Raw genomic sequence first — 21,285 nt, 5'->3', positions numbered from 1 at the left:
GAATATTCGAAATTTGAATGCTTTATGATGCAACATGGCGAACACGACCTCCTTTCGTCTTGGCATATACATCTATTATAGCACATATGTTCGCTACATGGCATGGTTTGTACCCGTTTCCTAGATATGTTTCGGATCGTTGACGTGGCAAAAGCCACGCCCTATCCGAAATTTTCTAACTCACGACTGAAGTCACGAGTTTGCGAAAGCTGTTCATCAAAAGGAAAAAAGGGCATAAGACGCATATAAAGGACAACCATGAAGCCATGGCAAAGATATACAAAAGTCCACCAAGCACACCAAGACCGCTCAACTTACACAAATCACGGCTTACAGATCAATATGGCTTAACAGTCAAAAAAAGCCCTACCCGCTGACAACTGACAACGACTAAGGCTTTATATGAATTTCCGTGAAAATTTAGGCCAACCATTGCTTCACTTTTGTTACAAAATTGAGCAGCATCTCATGCGAGTTGTATTGACCGCTGAAATCTTCAATGCCCAGATAGCCGTCATAGCCAATTGCTTTAAGATCACCAAGCACCGCTTTCCAATTGACAACGCCATTATCCAGCGGAGACCAATCGCTTTTCCAAAGCTTAACACCAGCTTCTTCCTCGCCCGTTGGTACCCAGTGCGCATTTTTAACATGAACATGCGCTAAGTAAGGACCTAACAATTCAAGACCCATACGATGATTCTCATAGCCTTCATGCACCATGTTACCTGCATCATGAAGAACGCCAACGTGATCAGGATTGAAACCGGAGACTAATCGGTGTACTAAACCTGCACTAGGTGTGATTGTCTTGTGGTGAGTTTCCAATAAACCCTTGACGCCATATTGCTGAGACAATTCTTGTACATGATGTAAGTAGTCCACAGCACCTGCATATAGGTCATTATAATTTTGGCTACTATCATAGACAGGCACTCCAACGCGGATAAAAGATGCTCCAACCTTTTTAGCTACTTGAAATACGCGCTCCGTGCTTGCCACATCACCACTCGTCAAGTAAGGAGTTACGCTCAAGTTAACCAAATTATTGTTGATGGCAACAAGACGAAAGCGTTCCAATTCTTCATCTGTAGCTCCAGGATCTATCGAGCAAAGATTATTTCTCCAGAACGAAGGTTTTTCTTGTGCCGCATCCGCAGGGATGTCTTTGAAACGCCATTCAATGCCGTCAATTCCTGCAGCTACGATGGACTGCGCCAATTCTTCCGGTGTTAAGTCAGGTGTGGAAACAGTAAATACGGATAATTTCACAATAAATCCTCCTTAAAGTTTAAGCAAGAATACTTGCTTCATAGGTATCGTCTTACATTCTTGCAAGAACACTTGCGTGGTCAACAGAAGCTTGGGTTTATCTCCTCTTTATTTTGCAGTATACTAAAAACGTATTCATTGCATTAATTGGGCAAAAGTTTGCTTAAATTGACTCCAACTAGACAGAGGAGAACGAACATGCAGGAACTGTATAAAAATCTACACAATTCCATAACCTTCAGGCATGCTGTCACCCATGATCCTTCTCCTTTGGATTTCCATCAGCACCAAGATCTTTATGAAATTTATTTTTTTCTAACCGGTGATGTTCACTATTTTATAGAGAAGCAGGTCTACACTCTGCAATACGGCGATCTCCTTATTATGCACAGCAACGAATTGCACAGACCTAACTTCCAGTCCAAAAACCAACGTTACGAGAACATCGTGATCCATTTTAATCCTAAACTGATCGAAGCCTTCAGTTCCCATGAATTCAATCTGCTTGCTTGCTTTGACCAGCGCACCTTTGGCGAACAAAATCGTATGCGCCTAACGCCGCAGCAAATTGATGATATCATGAAGCTCTATGAGCGTATGGACATTCACAGCCGCTCGCAAGCCCGTCCTGGTGCAGAAATCTTATACGTCGCTGCTTTTATCGAGCTGCTCGTGTTTATTAATCGTACTTTTCAAAGCCAAGGCAAACAAGTGGAGCAAGTCATGATTCCCGACAAATTGCTTTCGCTTCTCACCTATATTGACGAAAATCTCGACCAAGACCTCTCGCTCGATGTACTCGAGCACGTCGTATTTATGAACCGTTCTTATCTTTGCCGTCTATTCAAAAAGCATACGGGCAGTACCATCCACGAGCATATCTTATTTAAGCGAATCGCCAAAGCGAAGCTGCTGCTGCGAGAAGGCTGCACCGTTACCGATACGTGCCAGCAAGCAGGTTTCAACGATTATTCCAATTTCATTCGCACGTTCAAGAAAGCAGTCGGCCTGCCGCCTAGACAGTACCAAGCGCTTCAGAAAAGGGTGTAGCGGCCTTTCTGACTCTGTGTAGTTGGAACTGCATCGATTTGCCTTAGGTTGGGCCTGGCTTCCCACAGTGTTATCTTTCCAAATATGTTACTTTTCGATCTACTTATCTACTTGTAAGCACGGTTTTCAGCGTTAAAGTGGAACTGCTGCTTGTACTTGCTGCTGTAACACTGAAAAACAGTGTTATCTTTCCAGATTGAGGCCATTCAATGATGAGCGACGCGTTTAGAGGTTGGTTTTATCGACAATAAGAAAACGTTATTCGGCAACTGAAAATGTATACTTTTATATGTGGTCAAAAAAAGCCCTATCCCCACAAAAAGGGGGATAGGGCTTCTTTCAATATGCTTATTTCAAGTTTTCCGGGTTCAGTTGCAGAAGTTCCGGCAGAACGAAAATGCCATCTTTACGAATCAACACGTCATCGAACCAAATTTCGCCGCCGCCGTATTCTGGACGCTGAATATTAACAATATCCCAATGCAGCGAGGATTTGTTGCCATTGTAAGCATCATCGTAACAGTTGCCTGGGGTGAAGTGGAAGCTGCCATCAATCTTCTCGTCAAACAGCGTGTCCTTCATCGGATGTTGAATGTAAGGATTTACGCCAATGGCGAATTCGCCTACATAACGTGCGCCTTCATCCATATCGAAAATTTCGTTAATGCGATCTGTATCGTTCGCCGTTGCCTTGATGATTTTACCATTTTCGAATTCAAGCACAATATCCTCAAATATGAAGCCATCATGAGGCGTAGGCGTATTAAAAGAAATGACACCGTTGACAGAATCGCGTACGGGAGCCGAGTAAACTTCGCCGTCCGGGATGTTGAGCTCACCATCACATTTGACGCCGCCGATCCCTTTGATGGAGAACGTCAAATCCGTACCCGGGCCAACCAAACGAACTTTATCCGTGCGATCCATCAGCTCTTTCAGGGAATCCATAGCTTTGGACATTTTCCCGTAATCCATCGTACATACATTAAAGTAGAATTCCTCGAAGGCATCCGTACTCATACTGGCAAGCTGTGCCATGGAGGACGTCGGGTAGCGAAGAACAACCCATCTCGTATCCTTCACGCGGATATCAAAATGAACTTGTTGATAGTAAATAGAATTATACAGCTTCATGCGATCAGCCGGAATATCGGATAGTTCATAACTGTTAACTCCGCCACGCACGCCTATGTAACCTTGCATTTGCTTCATTTGGAAAGCATCCGCATCAGCCCACGCTTGCATTTGCGCTTCCGTGCCTTCCATAATCAACTGACGCTGAATCGCATGGTCTCGTATATTTACAAAAGGATGCGCGCCTGCCGCATGCACCTTTTTGACGAGTTCTTTGACTAAAGCAGCATCGATGCCATAGGCTTCGATCAAAATATGTTCGCCTGGCTGCGCTTTAACAGAATAATTGACAAGTACATCGGCCAGTCTCGTTAATCTTGGGTCCAGCATCGTTATCTCTCCTCTTCTTCGTCCACTTCTACTTCAGTCTCCTCATCCCATACAAAGGATGGTTCATTAATCTGAAAGCCTACCGTGGTCAAATAAAACCACTCGCCATTCTCCTCTTGCTGCTGATCCAATTCAAAAATCAGAGAGCGAAATTTGCTTAGCCACTCCGCAAATTTCTCCTTGCTCATCTTCACCTCAAGCTGCGTTGCCATCCGATGCCACTGCGCGCGGTCCGGTGATGGAATCTGAAAAGCTTCCTCCGGAGCTGCGATTGCTCTTAGCCTTGCCCGTCCCAATACATTCAAAGTCGTTTCCCGATAATAGTTCTCTACCTCGGATACATAGGGAAGCAATTCTTCACTGGGCACGAAGCCGCGTGCAACTGCGCGATAAAATTTTTGCAGGATGCCATTTTTGAGCTCGGTACGAATAACTAAAATAAAGCCGTGCTTTTCCAACTCATTCAAATGATAATGTACTTTTGCGCGAGCCATCCCTAGCAGTTTAGCCAATTGCTGACCTGTGTAAGCTTTCTCTATTAAATAAAGCAACACCTTCGCACGAAGTGGATCGCTCACCGTCTTTAATTGTTCGAGATCCTGAATAATATATACCGGTTGCAGCTTCATCCTCGATTCGACCTCCTTCTCATTTACCAATTCAGCTGTTATCCACAAGCCGTTTGGTCAACCTTAACCCCTTATCGGAATTAATTAAACGACGGTCAAATCTTTTTAACCGTATCATAATGCGAAAAAGAATTCATGTCAATTGCGGGTTTGACAAGCATGAACATCCCCGCTGCATATTTCAGCACTTTAAAGGACTACCGAAGTTTTCTTTTCTCTATGGTAGCAAAAAGGGACGTTTCTGTCACCCATTAAGGTGGAAACGTCCCCGGATAAATTAGCTATAAATATGACTTCCCGCTTCGCGGAACTCCCTCGCCTTTTCTTGCATACCGCTGCTTAGCGCTGCCTCGTCTTCCAGCCCCTGTGCATGCGCATATTGCCGAATATCTTGCGTTATCCGCATGCTGCAAAATTTGGGTCCGCACATGGAGCAAAAGTGTGCCGTCTTCGCGCCTTCAGCAGGGAGCGTCTCATCGTGATATTCAATCGCGCGCTCCGGATCGAGCGAGAGATTGAACTGATCGCGCCAGCGGAACTCAAAACGCGCCTTCGAAAGTGCGTTATCGCGTATTTGCGCGCCCGGATGGCCCTTCGCCAAATCGGCCGCATGAGCGGCGATTTTGTAAGTGACGACGCCTTCGCGGACGTCATTCTTATTCGGGAGGCCGAGATGTTCCTTCGGCGTCACATAACACAGCATCGCCGTGCCGAACCAACCAATCATCGCCGCTCCGATCGCGGAGGTGATATGGTCGTAGCCCGGCGCAATATCTGTCGTCAGCGGCCCAAGCGTGTAGAACGGCGCTTCCTTGCAAACCTCCAGCTGACGATCCATGTTTTCCTTAATCATGTGCATCGGCACATGACCCGGCCCCTCAACCATGACTTGGACGTCATGCCGCCAAGCGATGTTGGTTAATTCGCCGAGAGTTTCCAGCTCCGCAAACTGTGCTTCATCGTTCGCATCCGCGATCGAACCCGGTCGAAGACCGTCTCCGAGGGAGAAGGCGACATCATAGGCTTTCATAATTTCGCAAATATCTTCGAAATGGGTATAAAGAAAGTTCTCTTGGTGATGCGCAAGACACCACGCCGCCATGATCGACCCTCCACGCGAAACAATCCCCGTTACTCGTTTAGCCGTCATCGGAATGTAGCGTAATAGCACGCCGGCATGGATGGTGAAATAACTGACACCCTGCTCAGCCTGTTCAATTAACGTATCACGGTACACTTCCCATGTGAGATCTTCGGCTTTGCCATTCACTTTCTCCAATGCCTGATAGAGAGGAACCGTACCGACAGGAACCGGTGAATTGCGGATAATCCATTCACGTGTCGTATGTATATGTTTGCCTGTCGATAAATCCATAATGGTATCGGCCCCCCAACGTGTGGCCCATGTCATTTTCTCGACCTCTTCCTCAATGGAGGAGGCGACCGCGGAATTACCGATGTTGGCGTTAATTTTTACTAGGAAGTTGCGACCGATAATCATCGGCTCACTTTCAGGATGGTTGATATTGGAAGGGATGATGGCACGGCCTATCGCCACTTCCTTGCGCACGAATTCGGCATCAAGATTTTCGCGGATGGCGATATACTCCATTTCCGGCGTCACAATGCCTTTGCGGGCGTAATGAAGTTGCGTTACGTTACCTCCTGACTTTGCTCGCAGTGGTCTGCGATGCAGACCTGGGAATATCTCGACAGCCCCACTTGCTTCCGTGGAAGAAAGTCCGTTATCCTCTGGTTTCACTTCGCGGCCGACATAAGATTCAACATCTCCCCGCTCTTCAATCCAAGGTAAGCGATTCGCTGGAAGGCCTTGACGAATATTGGTCTTAAGCTCTACGTCGGTATAGACACCGCTGGTGTCATACACTTGAACGGGCTCATTCGCCACTTCTTCTCCGAACATATTCGTCGAGGTGCCCAAAGCGATTTCCCTCATGGGCACTTGAATATCTGGTCTGGAGCCTTGCACGTATACCTTGCGACTGCCTGGAAAAGCAGAAATTTCCACATTTTTAACAGATTGATTAGGGGGTGTTGTCACGTTATATCCCTCTCTCTTTTGTTAGGATTCGAAGCAGCTCTGCTGCTGCTTCGCGGGGGGATGGCGCCTGCGAAATCGCGCTCACAACGGCAATGCCATCCGCTCCGGCGCGGATAACCGCCGGGGCGCCTGCGGTATCGATACCGCCGATACCGACAAGCGGGAGTCGATGCCGCCTGCGCGCATCCGTTCAATCCCTGCGGGCCCCTGGACCTCACGCGCATCGAGCTTCGTGCGCGTGGCGTATTGGGGCCCTACGCCCAAGTAGTCGGCGCCTTCGGCCACCGCCGACTGGGCTTCGCCAAGATCGTGGGCCGATACGCCCACGATCTTGCCCGGCAGCCGCTGCCGCACGGCGGCGGCTGGGGCGTCATCTTGGCCGATGTGAATGCCATCGGCCGCAAGCTCTAGAGCCAGCCCTTCATCATCGTTAACGATGAAGGGGATCGCATGCTGCGCGCATAAGCCGCGCAGCCGAGCGCCAAGCTCGAGCTTCGCCTGCCCCTGCAGGGCCCCGGCGCCCTTCTCACGGTACTGAAACATCGTGATGCCGCCGGCAATTGCGGCCTCAAGAACCGCGAACGGGTCAGCCCCGCTGCAATTCGGGCTGCCCATAACCAAATACAAGCGCAGCGCTTTACGAAGCTGCTCACTAGTCATCGTGCACCTCGGATTGGAACATTCTCATTGACGATAATGGGATCCATGTCTGCACGGGAAATCCTGCCATCGCTAGCGGCTTCGTGATTAAATCCCTCACCCTGCCCAAGTGCTGCACGCTGCCTGACTCCCCGCTGATAGGCCCAATGGTTGGTCGGCCCATGTCCGCCTCCGACATGCAAGGGTTCTGCAATAGCTGCTTGTATGAAACTTTTGGCTAGCTGGAACGCCTCTTTTGTGGATAAACCTTGGGCTAAACCCGAAGCAATAGCCGCAGCAAAGGTGCAGCCCGTTCCGTGTGTATGCCTAGTTTGTAAGCGTCTGGACGAAAATTCAGTGAACGTCTCTCCGTCAAACAAGAGATCTGTCGCATATTCCGTATTCCCCTCGTCATGACCGCCTTTGATCATGACGTTTTTGCAACCGTATTGATAAATCCGCAGCGCTGCCTGTTGACACGAAGCACTGTCCGTAATCCTCATCCCACTGAGCGCCTCAGCCTCCGGCATATTCGGCGTTACAACAGTGGCAAGCGGGAGTAAATGTTGAATCATCGCATCGATGGCCTCTTGCTGCAGTAAGGAAGCACCGCCTTTTGCGATCATAACGGGATCGACGACAACTCGTTCCCATTGATAGGTCTTGATCGCTGTAGCTACTGTTCGAATAATTTCACCGCTGAATAACATCCCTGTTTTGAGCGCATCCGGTGATAAATCATTGCCAATGGAGGCCAACTGCTGCTCGATTGCCTCGGCGCTCATCGGATACACGCCCTGCACGCCAAGCGTATTCTGGGCCGTAACAGCCGTAATCACGGACATGCCGTAAACGCCCAGCTCCTGAAACGTCTTCAAATCCGCTTGTATGCCCGCTCCTCCTCCGCTGTCGGAGCCCGCGATGGTCAACGCTTTAGAAATAGGCACATGAACTCTCCCCTTTCCGCAATATGCTCATTAACGATTAAGAACGACTGAAGCCTTCCATAGGGCTGCTTGCCGAGGCATAGCGTTTCTTAGGAATTCTTCCTGCCTCAAAGCCGGCACGTCCTGCTTCAATCGCAAGCTTCATGGCATAAGCCATTTTGACCGGATCTTTGGCACCCGATACCGCTGTATTCAGCAGCACGCCGTCTGCCCCCATCTCCATGGCAAGCGCAGCATCGGAAGGAGCGCCTATGCCTGCGTCCACGATGACCGGTACGGTGGCCTGTTCAATAATGAAGCTTAGATTGAGCGGATTAATAATGCCTTGCCCCGTTCCAATCGGTGAAGCGCCCGGCATAATGGCATGCACGCCAAGTGCTTGCAAGCGTTTAGCTAAAAGGACATCATCCGAGGTATACGGAAGCACAATAAATCCTTCCTCGAGCAGCATTTCCGATGCTTTCAAAGTTTCAATCGGATCAGGCAGCAGCGTCTTCTCATCCCCGATCACTTCCACTTTAATCATGTCGCAAAGTCCCGATGCTTTAGCTAGCTTGGCAATACGAACAGCTTCTTCAGCCGTTTTGGCGCCAGCTGTATTCGGTAATAAAGTGAACTTGGACACATCGAGCATCGATAGGAAATTCGGCTGACTCGCTTCAAAAATATTCATCCGACGCACAGCGAACGTCAATATCTGGGATTCACTAACTGCAACAGCCTCTTTTTGAATACTAAAATCCGGAAATTTCCCCGTACCCAGCAGCAAGCGTGATGTAAACTCGTAAGAACCAATTTTCAACATCTGATTTATCCCCCTCCGACAAAATGTACAATCTCAATTTTATGACCTTCCGCAAGAGCGGCCGTGGCATGATCTTCTTTTTGTAAAATAGTTTCATTGTGCTCCACGACAAGCACTTTCTCTCCTAATTCAAAATGCGCAAGCAGCTCGCTGATGGTCTGAATTGACGCCGGAACATCTACGATTTGGCCATTAATATGCAGCTTCACTTCGGGACAGCTCCTTTCCATTTTCCAAAACTTGTTCCTTTTCCTGTCGTCCTATCCGGCTGCTATATGCCGACAGATCTGGACGAAAAGCATCCAACCACGGCTCGATGGCATGACTAGTACTCTCGGTCATGGTTAAGTCCAGCTCAGGCTGCAGCACCTCGTCTGCCTTCCCCACAATCATTTCCGATATCACCTTACCGGTGATTGGACTTAGCAGAATACCATTGCGATAATGTCCGCATGCCGCGTATAGCCCTTCGTACTGCGGCACTTTGCCAATATACGGCATTCCATCCGGCGTCTGCGGCCGCAGTCCCGACCATGCTTTCTCCCACTCCGCTTCGCTGATTGCGGGCATCAACTGCTTGGCTCGCTCCATCAGTTCGCCGAGTCCCGAGAGCGAAACCTTACGGTCATAGCTGTTCGGCACAACAGTCGCGCCGATCAGCAGCCGGCCCCCGGCTTTGGGAACAATGTAGCACCCTGGCGTGAAGAGGGTTTTGTGAAGCAGCGGCACTGTCGTATGGACGGAGAAGCATTCGCCTTTCACGGGATAAAGCGGCAAATGGACATCTATGCCTGCCAAGAGCTGTCCGCTCCATACGCCCGACGCCACGATAATGTGCTCGCCATAAAGCGAACCATCGCTCGTTAGGACGCCGCAGACTCTCCCTTGCTCCGTCAACAACCCTTGAACTTGGACGAATTGTTGCACCTTCGCCCCAAGTACCTGAGCCGCTTGCGCGAACGCTGCCGCCAGCCGCGGAGCCTCAACCTGCCCATCGCCCGGCAGGTATAACGCTCCACGCGTTGCCCTGTTTAGCGCAGGCTCAAGCTTGACAGCTGCAGCTGCGCTCAGCCATTCAGCCTTCTCGCCCGCTGCGCGCTGAAGCTTCTCTCTCTCGCGCAGCTCTTGCTCTTGAACATCGCTAAACGCGACGTTCAGCAGCCCTTCACGGACGAGGCCGATATCGATGCCCGTGAGATCTTTCAATTCCTCCGCGAGCTGGGGGAACATGGCTCGGCTATGTCGGGCCCATTGGAAAAGCGGGCCTGTATCCTCCATTTCAGACTGTGCGCCGAGCATTCCCGCTGCTGCTGCCGAGGCTTCCGTACCTAAGCGGCCGCGTTCAAGCAGGGTGACGGATTGACCTCGCTTAGCCAAGTAGTAGGCAATAGATGAACCAATAACGCCCCCGCCAACGATAATCACTTGTTTGGTAATCGTCATCTAACTCACCTCCATGCGCAGCAATGCTTTTGTATAAGCATGCACGGCTTCCAGCGGGTCCACTGCTTCCCAAATCCCGCTCATCACCGCTATCCCGGAAGCTCCAGCTTCGATCACAGACCTTACTCGATCTGGTGTTATTCCACCAATGGCAATAAGCGGAATCGCTAATTGTCCTACCACTTCTCGCAGCTTTTTCAACCCTCTGGCAGGCGTATCCAGCTTGGATATCGTCGGAAAATATGACCGTACAAGACGTAGTCCGCTCCTTCCCGTTCTCGCTGCTTAGCTTCCTCAGCGCTATGTACCGAAACTCCGATCCGCTTCCTACTCCCCCCTCCTGGAATTGTTGGAAGCGGTGGCATATGACCCGGCATCTGTACGCCGCCCAATTGCATGTCCGCTGCTATAGACGGGTAGCCATTCAGATATAGGTTTTTGGCAGGAACGCCTGCTTCCAATAGGAACTGCAAACCCTCGATAATCTCATCCACGGACTTTTCCTTTTCGCGAATATGAATCGCTGTTACGTGAGGATGGATGTTGACCGCAATCGCCGTTAACTCCTTCCACGTCAGCCTTCCATTTGAAACGACATGAAGCTCATACCTTGACATCTATGTGATCAGCTCCTTCGAACCCTTTTATTTCTTATATAGCGTCTATTTTGAAAACAAAAAAACCACTTCTCCAAAGAAAAGTGGTTGTAGGGTGCCATAACAAAAATGCATAGATGGGCTCCGATGGCAAGTTCCACTTTCCTCCGCTGGTATAACCCAGTTCAGGTTCAAAGGGTTCAGATTACTCTGTCTCAGCCTTACGGCGCCCCTAGGGATTCATGTTTCATTCAATTGCTATTTATCATAGCACGTCATCCAACAGTTGGAAACAGCAAATTTTCAATTCATCTCCTTATAGTCAGTCCATCTGATTACTCTTATAATAGGGACGTAAGACAGAAAACCCATCTGGGTATCTGTATTCTGTGCCCCGGCTCAATTTTCCAGAGAGCTTCATGGCACATAGTAAAAGCAAGTAAGGGAAGGATGTTCACCTAGATGCTGCTCCAATTGAATCGCAGGTTAGAAAAAATCTTGCCATTGATTACACCTATCAGCGTGCTTATCGGTGTTTTGCTAGGCAGTCATTTATCCGGCTTCACCTATTTATCACCTTGGATTTTTGCATTCATGACGTTCTCAGGAAGTATAAGCTCCAGCTTCAGAGAGTTCGTCAAAATTGTCGTTCAACCGCTTCCGCTGATCACCACGTTATTGATTCTTCACGTGGTCATGCCTCTTATCGCGATGGGGCTCGGACATGTTGTATATGGACATGAGCCTTTGACTGTCACGGGTCTCATCTTGGCTGCTGCTATACCTACGGGTATTACCAGTTTTGTTTGGGTAGCTATTTATAAAGGGAACATCGTACTCACGCTATCCATCATTCTCGTGGATACCGTTCTCTCGCCTTTTGTTGTTCCCTTCACACTTTCTGCTTTGGTAGGCGCGAAAGTACAGATGGATTCACTGGCTATGATGAAGGGTCTTTTTCTTTATGATCGTCGTTCCCTCTTTAATCGGCATGCTGCTGAATCAATGGACAGATGGAAAAATCAAAGAAAAGTGGAGTGGTCGTTTAGGTCCTTTTTCGAAAATAGCCATGGGCATCGTTGTCGCTATTAACAGCTCCGTCATCGCCCCCTATTTGAGAGATATTGATACGAAATTGCTAGGTTTAGCCGGGTTTGTTCTGGTCATAGCTTCACTCGGCTACATGATAGGCTGGCTTGTCGCCAAACTCATGGGATGGCAGCAGGACATCGTCGTAGCACTGACCTTCAACGGGGGAATGCGCAATATAAGCGCGGGCGCTGTTCTCGCAGTTGCTTATTTTCCTCCTCCAGTCGCCATCCCTGTTGTACTTGGCATGCTGTTCCAGCAGTCGCTCGCTTCCCTGTTTGGCTTTTTATTGAACCGACGATACGCTTTGAAGCCCGTTGTGTCTGAAAACTAGACCGCAACTTTTCCATGCTCATGTGATTTTAAGCTAACTTTTATCTGCCTTTCAGCTTCACTTCTCGATTTGTTCATAATTGGCATGTAAGCTTGTTTATGCAGGTAAAAGATAGGAGTGAAGGAAATCATGAGAAATAAAATAAGTAAACTAGCTGGCATGTGCGTACTTATACCCGCACTGTTAAGCGGATGCGGAAATCAACCGACTGCTCAAAACGCAGCTGCGGCAGCGGGAAGCACAACTCAGCCTCAACAACAAAGTGGACAAGCTTCCACAGATAAGAAGCAATCAGGTCAAAATAGACCTACAATGAATGAAGGACAAAGACAACTATTCAACACCTTCCAAACACTCCTTAGACTTGATAAGACAGATGGGTTAACTATCACCAAAGATCAAGCACAAAGCATGCTCCCAGTCGCGCAGGATATTATTTCCAAAGCCGAGCTCAGCGATGACAACAAGACCAAACTGCTTGAGAAGCTGACGGATGCCCAGAAGAAATTCATGGAAGATCAAGGGAATCGGATGAACAACCGGGGTAATGGCGGGGGGAATGCTGGCGGAAACGGCAATCAGAATGCACAAAGCGGAGATACCGGCAAAACCCCGGATGCGTCAAGTAATCCAAGTTCTGCTGGTGGCGGAACTGCGAACGGTGCTGATCAAGGTCCATCGGGCGGCAAGAGATTCGGGAATGGTAATGGCGGTCAAAACAACAATGGAAACCGTCCGACTGGGGAAATGAAAGACCCTGGTACACAACTCGTCGAATTGCTGCAAAGCAAACTAAAGTAACCTGCCTACTTACACATTCTAACCACGTCGTATCGAAGTTTTAAACAAATAAGCCTCCAAACACCACTTCAGTGGTGATGGAGGCTTATTTGCAATTCGGGCAATCTGGTGTGGCATGCCGTTAGCTCAAGGCTTGAATAACCTGTTCGGCCCCAGCCTCGCCACTTGCCACCAATTCCACATGCTCTGCAAACATATCGCACATGTAAACGAATAAACTTAAAGTTTCCAAAACCTCTTCACTCTCAAAAGAACGAGCTGCTGAGATGCTGTATACATAGCGATAATGCAGTTCGTTCTGTTCGTTAATACCGAAATGGCCGATAGGCAATCTCGTATTGACTGCCAATAGTACGGCAGCCGTTGCATCACGTGATCCCTCTTGGAGATGAAATGGCAGCGTACTATAAATTTGCAATAATTGAATAGCTCCGATTTCATCATCGTTTAACGGCAAGAAGCTGAAATGCAGGAAGCGTTCCCGCCCCTTTTTATCTTCTTGAAAGCCCGCTATCAGTACATGAAGCGGAATTGCGTCCGACTTTTCCAATAAATTCGTAGCTAAACCTGTTTCGTCTAAAATCTCTTTCAGCAACCCCAATTGCGCCAAATGTCGCGCATGAACTATCTCTGGCTGCATATGCTCGCCTCCTTCTTCCAATTCTTCAGCCGCCTGTGAGTCATCAGGTGCTGCTATTAGTTAAAAAGCCTACTGCACATTCACACAGCAACTGCGAACGGCAAGCAGACTTTCATACTTTCCTTCTATTCATTCTGATAGAAAAAATTAGGGAGCTTCATTTCATTGTCATAGTGTTGATGAAACACATGCGTCGTCGCCGGTGAAAGTGGCGGAATCAACCACGACCAGTCACCGGTCACATCGCGGCCAATCTTCTGTTCATTTTCTTCAAAACGTTGAAATTGTCTGGCCGCCGTATGATGATCCACGATGGCTACCCCTTGCTTCTGATAAGAATATAGCACAGCAACATTTAACTCAACCAGAGCTCGGTCTTTCCACAATGAAGCATCCCGGCGTGTATCCAACCCCATGACTGAGGCTACACGCGGCAGCATGTTATACCTAGTTGCGTCCGCAAAGTTCCTTGCTCCAATCTCGGTTCCCATATACCAACCGTTAAATGGAGCCGCGGGATAGGTAATGCCGCCAATTTCAAGTCGCATGTTCGAAACTATTGGCACAGCATACCACTGCAGCTTCAACTGTTCGAAAGCCTCTATCTCCGGATGTGAGATATTCACCTCCAGGACCAAGCTGCTTGGGATTTCAAACCAGCGAGGTGCTCTCTCCCCGATTTGAACCAAGAGCGGCAGCACATCATAAGGAGTTCCCGCTCCTTGCCATCCGAGAGATTGACATTGCTTCGTAAAGCTTAGTGAAGCCGGATCGCCAACCAGACCTTCCTCCGTCTCATAGCATGCATAGCGAATAAGCTGTTCGTTCCAGATTTTGAACGCTTCGCTCTGGTCATGCACAGGTGGAAAGATGGTGGTCACCGGACGAATCTTACCGCCATTTGTCGCTATTTCGATATGGCTTAGAAGTGCTTCTGCCATCTGTTCTTCCGTTACAAGATGACGTGCATCTTTTATTGTCAGCGTCTCCCAGAACAAACGTCCAATACATCGGTTGCTATTGCGCCATGCCATTTTCGCACCGTGCTCCAGCTCTTCCAGTGTATGTTCATAGTAACCCTTATGCTGTATGGCTCGGGTAATCTCGACAAGACGGATCTCAATTTCAGCCGCGCTTTTGCCTAATTCGGTATAACATTCTTTGATAAAAGGGACAGCTTTCTCCAGCAGTTGATCCTGAACTTTCATAGGTAAGACTCCGATCTGATATTCATGGCAGCTTTTATATAATGACAAATAGCTTCCTTACCTTGTAATTAAAATTGTGCGCTAAATTGGTCTGGAATGTAAATGATTTGGGATTTGGCTACAATCGTCAACTCGCCTTTTTCCTCGGAGTAATGAACTGAATCGTCGCCTACATAGAACCACAATTTCTTGGTGGATTCATGCTCAATCTCCTGAAAGATGAATACATTGAGTTCGTTTTTCCATTTTAAAAGCTCTGCAATGTGCTCAGCTTTCTCTATTTCCACAGTAAAAATCCATTGGCCTTCGACATGTTCCCATGAATAAGGGATGGGATTCTTACCCGTATCGATAAATGCTCGGCCGCCCACCGCATGTTTAACCAACAAGGTTTCCTTCATCGTTGAAGCCTCCTTCCCTCGATTATGGCAGATCAATTAACATGAAATGAGTATCTTCTAAACCGCGGATGGTTACCGTTTGTTCAGCTTGCATACGTGCACTGTCCTTGGTTTCCAACACAGCCGCATTGGCAGACAGCTTCCCGCTAATGACCATCAGAAATATGCGGCGATTCTCTCCCTGACTGAAAACCAGCTCTTTCCCTGCATCCAATTTGCTCAGGTAGATACTCATATCTTGATGAATCTTCGCTTTGTTCTCGCCGCCCTCAGGCGTAACCACAGGCAGAAGTGCATTCATCATCGCATCAGGCTCATAGGTGACATTTTCAAAAGAGGGCTCCATCCCCCGTTTCGCTGGCATAAACCAAAGCTGGAAAAGGCTCATCGGCTCCGTCTCCGATGCATTATACTCAGCATGAATAACGCCGCTGCCTGCAGACATCCGTTGAACGCCATTGGCCGCCGTAATTGCCACGTGTCCCAAACTATCTTCGTGTTTAATCGCTCCGCTGAGAACGATGCTAACAATTTCCATATCACTGTGCGGATGCGGACCAAAGCCTCGACCTTCCGCAATATCATCATCATTGCATACACGCATGATCCCGAAACCTACGTTCTCTTCATCAAAATAATCCCCGAACGAGAAGCTACGATGGCTTGTTAACCATCCAAGATCGATTGTACTGCGCGTTTGTGCTGGAAATACTTGTATCACAGCTATCGCCTCCTTCTTAGTCCTTATAGCTTATCATACTTGAACCGCCAAGTACCATGGCGGAACGATGTCAGAATTACGGCTATTATACTTGTTATTCGTTCATTTCCTCTGCCTGCATCCATTGCTCATACAGCTTGTTCAGCCTCTCCTGAATAGCTTCTCGTTCCTGCCACAATAGGCTGAGCTTATCCGTATCGGAATGATCGCTTTGCTGCAGTAGTTGATCCATGCTTGCAAGGTTATCCTCACCTTTCGCGATCTGCTTTTCCAGCTGTTCTCGCTTCGCGGTCTGTGTTTCCTGAGATCTTTGCGGTTTAGCTGCTGATCCATCAACTTTAACCTGTTTCCCGGAGGATGATGCTGGCGATTTGGCCTGAACGAACATCTCTCGATCCTGCTCTATCATTTTTTTCTTCTCTTTATACGTGTCAAAATCACCCAAGAAAACAGTAATTTTCCCTTGATCCAATTCCCAGATTTTGCGAGACAACCGATTCATGAAGTAGCGATCATGCGTTACCGCGAGAATCGTGCCCGGAAATTCCTCCAATGCTTCCTCCAGCGCCTCTCTGGAGGCAATATCCATATGGTTTGTCGGTTCATCCAGAATGAGCAGATTCGGCTTGCGCAGCACAAGCAGCGCTAACCGCAATCGTGTCCATTCCCCTCCGGAAAGCTGACTGACCGACTTGAAAACATCGGCTCCATAGAATAAATAGGAAGCTAGACGTCCGCGCGCCTCCCCTTCTTCCAGCCGTGCTTCCTCACGAAAATAGTCGAGTACGGATTTTTTATGATCATCTGGATAATCCTGTTGGGCCAAATAACCGATATCGACTCGAGCTCCAATCTCAAGCTCCCCTTGATCTGGCTGTTCCTCACCCAGAATCAGCTTAAGCAGGGTTGTTTTGCCTGAGCCATTCTGCCCGACGATCATCACTTTCTCGCCATATTCAAGCAAACCGCTCGCCTGCTGCAAAAGCACTTTCTCCCCGTAACATTTGTTCACATTCTCCAAGCGAATCACTTTGCGACCAGAACGGTCATCTAACTTTAGAGCGAATTCAGCAGCCTTCGGATCGAGAACAGGGCGCTTGAGCCTCTCCATCCGATCCAGCGCTTTTTGCATAGAAGCCGCTCGTCTGAAAAACTTCTCATTGCCCCCGACTCGCCCCCATTCCGTCAGTTGTTTGATCGTCTCTTTCATCTTTTTGATCAGCTTCTGCTGTTCCTGATAATCAGCGAATTGCTGTATGAGCCTTTCCTCTTTCTCCTTCACATAGCCCGTATACGAAGTGAAATACGTCGATGATTCTCCATCTTCAAGCTCCACGATCCTCGTAACGACCAGATCCAAAAAGTACCGATCATGCGATACAATCAAACACGCACCTTCATAATGGGTCAAATAGTCCTCCAGCCATTCCACGCCGAACAAATCCAGATGATTCGTCGGTTCATCCAGAAGCAGGAGATCCGGCTTGCCGATAAGCTGAGAAGCAAGGGCAATCTTCGTCTTCTCGCCCCCAGATAGGGAAGCAAAGCTCCGCTCGTAAAACTCTCGCGCAATACGAAGTCCGTTCGCTACTTGATCGATGCTGGCATCCAGCTCGTAGCCGCCCTCGCGTTCGAAGTGCTCCTGCAGGTCTGCATACCTTTTAAGCAGTTGATGAAGCTGCCTTTCGTCGCTGCAAACATCGAGGTTCGACATTTGCTGCTCAAGTTCGGTCATTGCTGCGCGGCATTCCAGTACCCCTTGGAAGCTGGCGGCCAGCACATCATATACCGTTCCGCTTTCCCACGCGGATGGAATTTGAGCCAAGTATCCGATTCGCGTATCTTTACGTACCGTCAATTGCCCTTCATCAGGTTTTTCCATCTTGGAGACAAGACGCAGCAGGGTCGATTTACCGCTTCCGTTCCGACCTACAAGCCCGATTCGTTCTCCCTGATGAATGTCAAGATTGACATCCTCTAGCACAAGCTGTGCACCGTGGTATTTTTTGATATGTTGTCCGTTTACAATTAACATAATAAGAATCCTCCTAATATTCGAAAGACCCTTCTCAGCCCAAACAAAAAAGGCCGCAGGAAAATTCCCCACGACCTTCGGAACGATCCGATTAAGGTTAAGGCAGGCGTCTTTTCGTGAGTTGTGTGACCGTATAAGCATAAATAGACAGACTTCTCGCGTCTTTGGCATATGCATGAACGATGCCAGCCATCGCAATGGGTAACTGGCTCACACGGTTGTTCACAAACTCTCGATTCATCCTACCTTCACCTCCTTTTTTCAAGATGTAGAAATAATAGCATAACCATAGGCCGATTCGCAACCAGACACTAATGTTTCCTCTTTCGTCAAACAGCGTCAGGCATGCTCCCAATGTAGTGAGTTCATCCGCTAACGCCCCTCTATCTATTCAAACAAACCGATCGGCAGCTTGGCATCCCAATCCCTCGGAATTGGGATGCCAAGCGCATGCAGAGCGACAGCAGCGGTATCCATGATATTCAGGTCGTCCAGAGCGGCACTAACGGAAACGCCCGGACCACGACACCCCCAGAATATCGTCATGTCTTTAGGATGATCGCTGCCGTGATTATAGGTGTCCGCACCACCGCCCCCGTGGTCCGTCGTAATAATAATCAAGCTATCCTCCAGCATGCCGGCTTCTATAAGGGCTCTGCTGATTTCTCCGACCTGTCCGTCTGCGCGTGAGATCGCCTTCAAATACGCTTCGGAGTCATACCCATGGCGATGGCCGGCTGCATCCACATCATCCAACTGAACGAACAGCAGTTTAAGCTCCGGAGTGGAACGGAGATAAGCAGCAATAGCAGGAACCAGTTCTTCATCTGGTGCAGAAAATTTATAAACCCTATCATTGTCTTCGATAATACCGGACTGAATCGGTTTCCAAGAAACAAAAGAAGCCATTTTACTTTCTGACTTTTCTTTTTTCAACATTTCAAATAAGGAGGGCGAGGCCGAATCCATCGGGTAATTCCGCTCCATTTTTATATGCAAGTGAGATTCATGATTCTCCGGCAATACCCCATGCAGAAGGGAACCCCAGCATTCCCCGCTATTCGAAGGAAAAACTGTTTGGGCACGAATGGTTTTAGCTCCTCCTGTAAGCAGTAGATCGATATGCGGTGTACTCGCTTCGCTTACGAATGCTCCCACTCCGTCGATACCAAGAATGATGACCCTTTTGATAGCCGTTGTTGATATCATTGTGATTCCCTCCGGTTGCGAATTATCCTAAATCCGGCGTATCCGTCAGCTCGATGACGGCTTTCTCCGTATGATGCAATTCGAATACGATGATTTCATTGCTTCCTACCCGCAGCAAAGGTGCCGGTAGATACAAGGTTCGCTGCGGCCCTTTTTCCCAATAACGTCCTAAGTTAAAGCCATTAATCCAAACAACGCCCTTGGACCAGCCATCTAACCGGACAAAGGTGTCCCCGGCCTCTTCGACAGTGAATTCCCCTCGATAGAAGGTAGGACGATTTAGCCCTTCCACACCTTTAGGGGAGCGATCGAATGGAATTGCCGCCGTATTGTCTAGTGGGAGTGGATATATCATCCAATCAAATAAGAACTGATTGTTCAAACGCACACCCTCAGTAATACCTTTATAATCCTTCAATTGGGGACCATAGTTGACGCGGCCCATATTCTCGACCACAATGTCCAGCTTAGCACCCTGAGCTGGAATGTCCAGCTGGATTGGACGTGAATCCCATCGTTCCACCGTTCCTTGGTAGACACCGTCCAAGAAAACCTGTGCGCGGTCATGGACTTCCTGAAGGTGCAGCATTTCACCGGAACGCGGTCCAGATACATGCGTTGAATAAACGATGAATCCATAGTTCTGCCCGAGCTTCTCCATCGGCTCCGGACTGGTCCTTTTCACAGGGGCGGAAAGAGCAGACAAATGATGGAACATATCTGACTTATCGATTAAAGCGATATGCCCATAGCTTTTCTTCGCAATTGGTGCAGGCCATGCTGGGAAATCCTCCTCAGCTTTGCCTAAATAGTTCGCAATCACAGTGCGGATCGCTCGATATTTCTCTGTCTCATCTCCGCATTCAGACAAAGGCGAATCATAATCGTAGCTGGTGATTGTCGCCTCATACTTCTCTTGATAGTTCGCACCATTATAGAAGCCGAAGTTTGTTCCTCCATGGAACATATAAAAATTAACAGAGGCGCCGGCGCGAAGCATACGATCAAATACATCCGCCACATCCCCCGCATCGCGCGTATGGTGCGGCTTCAACCAGTGATCGAACCAGCCGTTCCAGTACTCCATGCAAAAAAGCGGCTCATCCTCACGATACTCACGGAATTTCTCGAAAGCTTCTTCTGGTTTAGAACCGAAGTTGACCGTGGCCAGCGTACCGGGAACCGTTCCGCCTTGCAGCATGCCATCCTCCGGGCCATCTGAAGTAAACAACAAAACATCCACGCCGCGCTTGACCAGCCCATCCCGTAAATAGGTTAAGTAAGCCGTATCGTTGCCATAGCTGCCATACTCATTCTCAATTTGCATCGCAAGAATTGGCCCGCCGTTCGTGCTTAACAGCGGAGTCAGCCGAGGAATCAACTCATCGTAGTAACGATCTACTTTTTGCAGATACATCGTATCCATACAACGAAGCTTCATAGACGAATATTGCAGCAGCCATGCAGGCAATCCGCCAAATTCCCATTCTGCACAAATATAAGGACTCGGTCGCACAATCACATGCAGCCCTAGATCACCTGCAAGCTTGATGAATTGCTCCACGTCCGCAAGTCCATGGAAGTTAAACACATTTTCTTGCGGTTCATGCAAATTCCAGGGCAAATACGTCTCTACGGTATTAAACCCGCATGCTTTGAGCTTCAATAAACGATCTTCCCAATACTCCGGCACGACGCGGAAATAATGGATCGCTCCCGACAACAGTTGAAATGGCTTCCCATCTAATAGAAATTGCTTCTTTTTCGCCTCTAAAATAGCCACGTTCATCCCTCCGAATTATGCATATAGTTAGTGTATGTCTGCTCTCATCATCGCTGAGAGGGCATCCTTTCTCAATCTCCAAATGGAGCAATTTCTATACCAAATGTGCCGAATCGATGTTATGATGAAAGGAACCATACGTTCAAATGAAAGGAAA

General features: G+C 48.4%; 18 protein-coding genes, 3 pseudogenes and 1 riboswitch. Of the genes and pseudogenes, 3 read left to right on the top strand and 18 right to left on the bottom strand.

The genetic code is table 11. The features are described from left to right. Nucleotides 1–420: 420 nt before the first annotated feature. The gene (locus FU659_RS27070) at nucleotides 421–1,272 is read right to left on the bottom strand and encodes a sugar phosphate isomerase/epimerase family protein (RefSeq protein ID WP_147950422.1); all 852 of its coding nucleotides are present in this window, start codon (nucleotides 1,270–1,272) and stop codon (nucleotides 421–423) included. 198 nt (nucleotides 1,273–1,470) lie between these two features. Between FU659_RS27070 and FU659_RS27065 the strand changes: the two genes are divergently transcribed. Beyond that, nucleotides 1,471–2,322, top strand: coding sequence for a helix-turn-helix domain-containing protein (locus FU659_RS27065; RefSeq protein WP_147950421.1), 852 nt, complete (start codon nucleotides 1,471–1,473; stop codon nucleotides 2,320–2,322). Between the two features lie 348 nt (nucleotides 2,323–2,670). Here FU659_RS27065 and FU659_RS27060 read toward each other — a convergent pair whose 3' ends face one another. The 9 genes and pseudogenes from FU659_RS27060 to FU659_RS27015 all read right to left on the bottom strand — a co-directional run bounded on the left by FU659_RS27060 (nucleotide 2,671) and on the right by FU659_RS27015 (nucleotide 10,928). Then, nucleotides 2,671–3,786 (bottom strand): aminopeptidase, encoded by a 1,116-nt coding sequence (locus tag FU659_RS27060; protein WP_147950420.1) that lies wholly within the window; start codon nucleotides 3,784–3,786, stop codon nucleotides 2,671–2,673. Between the two features lie 2 nt (nucleotides 3,787–3,788). After that, a complete protein-coding gene (locus FU659_RS27055) occupies nucleotides 3,789–4,415 on the bottom strand; it encodes an ArsR/SmtB family transcription factor (protein WP_147950419.1) in 627 nt (208 codons plus the stop codon). 277 nt (nucleotides 4,416–4,692) lie between these two features. Further along, on the bottom strand, nucleotides 4,693–6,477 hold the full coding sequence (gene thiC, locus FU659_RS27050) for a phosphomethylpyrimidine synthase ThiC (RefSeq protein ID WP_147950418.1): 1,785 nt from the start codon (nucleotides 6,475–6,477) through the stop codon (nucleotides 4,693–4,695). Nucleotide 6,478: 1 nt separating this feature from the next. Beyond that, a pseudogene (gene thiE / locus FU659_RS27045) lies at nucleotides 6,479–7,137 on the bottom strand (thiamine phosphate synthase). Continuing rightward, nucleotides 7,134–8,063, bottom strand: a complete 930-nt coding sequence (thiD, locus tag FU659_RS27040; protein WP_147950417.1) for a bifunctional hydroxymethylpyrimidine kinase/phosphomethylpyrimidine kinase — start codon at nucleotides 8,061–8,063, stop codon at nucleotides 7,134–7,136. Before thiD ends, thiE begins: the two are co-directional and overlap by 4 nt. Before the next feature lie 37 nt (nucleotides 8,064–8,100). Next, a complete protein-coding gene (locus FU659_RS27035) occupies nucleotides 8,101–8,868 on the bottom strand; it encodes a thiazole synthase (protein WP_147950416.1) in 768 nt (255 codons plus the stop codon). A gap of 5 nt (nucleotides 8,869–8,873) precedes the next feature. Then, nucleotides 8,874–9,077 (bottom strand): sulfur carrier protein ThiS, encoded by a 204-nt coding sequence (gene thiS / locus FU659_RS27030; RefSeq protein WP_147950415.1) that lies wholly within the window; start codon nucleotides 9,075–9,077, stop codon nucleotides 8,874–8,876. Then, a complete protein-coding gene (gene thiO, locus FU659_RS27025) occupies nucleotides 9,061–10,311 on the bottom strand; it encodes a glycine oxidase ThiO (protein WP_147950414.1) in 1,251 nt (416 codons plus the stop codon). The genes thiS and thiO overlap by 17 nt, the downstream gene beginning before the upstream one ends. Next, a pseudogene (locus FU659_RS27015) lies at nucleotides 10,312–10,928 on the bottom strand (thiamine phosphate synthase). It lies immediately after the preceding gene. A 124-nt stretch (nucleotides 10,929–11,052) separates the two neighbouring features. Beyond that, nucleotides 11,053–11,151: riboswitch (TPP riboswitch) on the bottom strand. Nucleotides 11,152–11,369: 218 nt separating this feature from the next. Here FU659_RS27015 and FU659_RS27010 point away from each other — a divergent pair. Both FU659_RS27010 and FU659_RS27005 read left to right on the top strand, forming a co-directional pair. Beyond that, a pseudogene (locus FU659_RS27010) lies at nucleotides 11,370–12,330 on the top strand (bile acid:sodium symporter family protein). Nucleotides 12,331–12,459: 129 nt separating this feature from the next. Next, nucleotides 12,460–13,131, top strand: a complete 672-nt coding sequence (locus tag FU659_RS27005) for a hypothetical protein (protein ID WP_147950411.1) — start codon at nucleotides 12,460–12,462, stop codon at nucleotides 13,129–13,131. Nucleotides 13,132–13,252: 121 nt separating this feature from the next. Here FU659_RS27005 and FU659_RS27000 read toward each other — a convergent pair whose 3' ends face one another. The 8 genes from FU659_RS27000 to FU659_RS26970 form a co-directional block, all read right to left on the bottom strand. Continuing rightward, nucleotides 13,253–13,771 carry a YbjN domain-containing protein gene (locus FU659_RS27000; RefSeq protein ID WP_147950410.1) on the bottom strand — a complete coding sequence of 173 codons (519 nt, stop codon included), beginning with the start codon at nucleotides 13,769–13,771 and terminating at the stop codon, nucleotides 13,253–13,255. Between the two features lie 125 nt (nucleotides 13,772–13,896). After that, nucleotides 13,897–14,979, bottom strand: coding sequence for a nitric oxide synthase oxygenase (locus FU659_RS26995; RefSeq protein WP_147950409.1), 1,083 nt, complete (start codon nucleotides 14,977–14,979; stop codon nucleotides 13,897–13,899). Between the two features lie 68 nt (nucleotides 14,980–15,047). Continuing rightward, entirely contained in the window at nucleotides 15,048–15,380 is a 333-nt protein-coding gene (locus tag FU659_RS26990) for a hypothetical protein (protein WP_147950408.1), read from the bottom strand. A 22-nt stretch (nucleotides 15,381–15,402) separates the two neighbouring features. Next, nucleotides 15,403–16,101 carry a pirin family protein gene (locus tag FU659_RS26985; RefSeq protein ID WP_147950407.1) on the bottom strand — a complete coding sequence of 233 codons (699 nt, stop codon included), beginning with the start codon at nucleotides 16,099–16,101 and terminating at the stop codon, nucleotides 15,403–15,405. Nucleotides 16,102–16,195: 94 nt separating this feature from the next. Then, nucleotides 16,196–18,136: a ribosomal protection-like ABC-F family protein gene (gene abc-f / locus FU659_RS26980; RefSeq protein WP_147950406.1), complete on the bottom strand. Its 1,941-nt coding sequence runs from the start codon at nucleotides 18,134–18,136 to the stop codon at nucleotides 16,196–16,198. 97 nt (nucleotides 18,137–18,233) lie between these two features. Then, entirely contained in the window at nucleotides 18,234–18,377 is a 144-nt protein-coding gene (locus FU659_RS35860) for a hypothetical protein (RefSeq protein WP_187274426.1), read from the bottom strand. A gap of 146 nt (nucleotides 18,378–18,523) precedes the next feature. Next, complete coding sequence (locus FU659_RS26975; RefSeq protein ID WP_147950405.1) at nucleotides 18,524–19,345, bottom strand: alkaline phosphatase family protein; 822 nt, start codon at nucleotides 19,343–19,345, stop codon at nucleotides 18,524–18,526. A 22-nt stretch (nucleotides 19,346–19,367) separates the two neighbouring features. Beyond that, entirely contained in the window at nucleotides 19,368–21,128 is a 1,761-nt protein-coding gene (locus FU659_RS26970; protein ID WP_397356635.1) for a glycoside hydrolase family 35 protein, read from the bottom strand. Nucleotides 21,129–21,285: the final 157 nt, after the last annotated feature.

The organism is Paenibacillus sp. N3.4 (genome assembly GCF_008017805.1).
Lineage (GTDB): Bacteria > Bacillota > Bacilli > Paenibacillales > NBRC-103111 > Paenibacillus_E.
This window is presented reverse-complemented; position numbering and strand designations above follow the sequence as displayed.

Coding starts and splice junctions, on each gene's coding strand:
- FU659_RS27065 (WP_147950421.1), top strand. CDS start 1,471: ATGCAGGAACTGTATAAAAATCTACACAATTCCATAACCTTCAGGCAT.
- FU659_RS27060 (WP_147950420.1), bottom strand. CDS start 3,786: ATGCTGGACCCAAGATTAACGAGACTGGCCGATGTACTTGTCAATTAT.
- FU659_RS27055 (WP_147950419.1), bottom strand. CDS start 4,415: ATGAAGCTGCAACCGGTATATATTATTCAGGATCTCGAACAATTAAAG.
- FU659_RS27035 (WP_147950416.1), bottom strand. CDS start 8,868: ATGTTGAAAATTGGTTCTTACGAGTTTACATCACGCTTGCTGCTGGGT.
- thiO (WP_147950414.1), bottom strand. CDS start 10,311: ATGACGATTACCAAACAAGTGATTATCGTTGGCGGGGGCGTTATTGGT.
- FU659_RS27005 (WP_147950411.1), top strand. CDS start 12,460: ATGAGAAATAAAATAAGTAAACTAGCTGGCATGTGCGTACTTATACCC.
- FU659_RS27000 (WP_147950410.1), bottom strand. CDS start 13,771: ATGCAGCCAGAGATAGTTCATGCGCGACATTTGGCGCAATTGGGGTTG.
- FU659_RS26995 (WP_147950409.1), bottom strand. CDS start 14,979: ATGAAAGTTCAGGATCAACTGCTGGAGAAAGCTGTCCCTTTTATCAAA.
- FU659_RS26990 (WP_147950408.1), bottom strand. CDS start 15,380: ATGAAGGAAACCTTGTTGGTTAAACATGCGGTGGGCGGCCGAGCATTT.
- abc-f (WP_147950406.1), bottom strand. CDS start 18,136: ATGTTAATTGTAAACGGACAACATATCAAAAAATACCACGGTGCACAG.
- FU659_RS35860 (WP_187274426.1), bottom strand. CDS start 18,377: ATGAATCGAGAGTTTGTGAACAACCGTGTGAGCCAGTTACCCATTGCG.
- FU659_RS26975 (WP_147950405.1), bottom strand. CDS start 19,345: ATGATATCAACAACGGCTATCAAAAGGGTCATCATTCTTGGTATCGAC.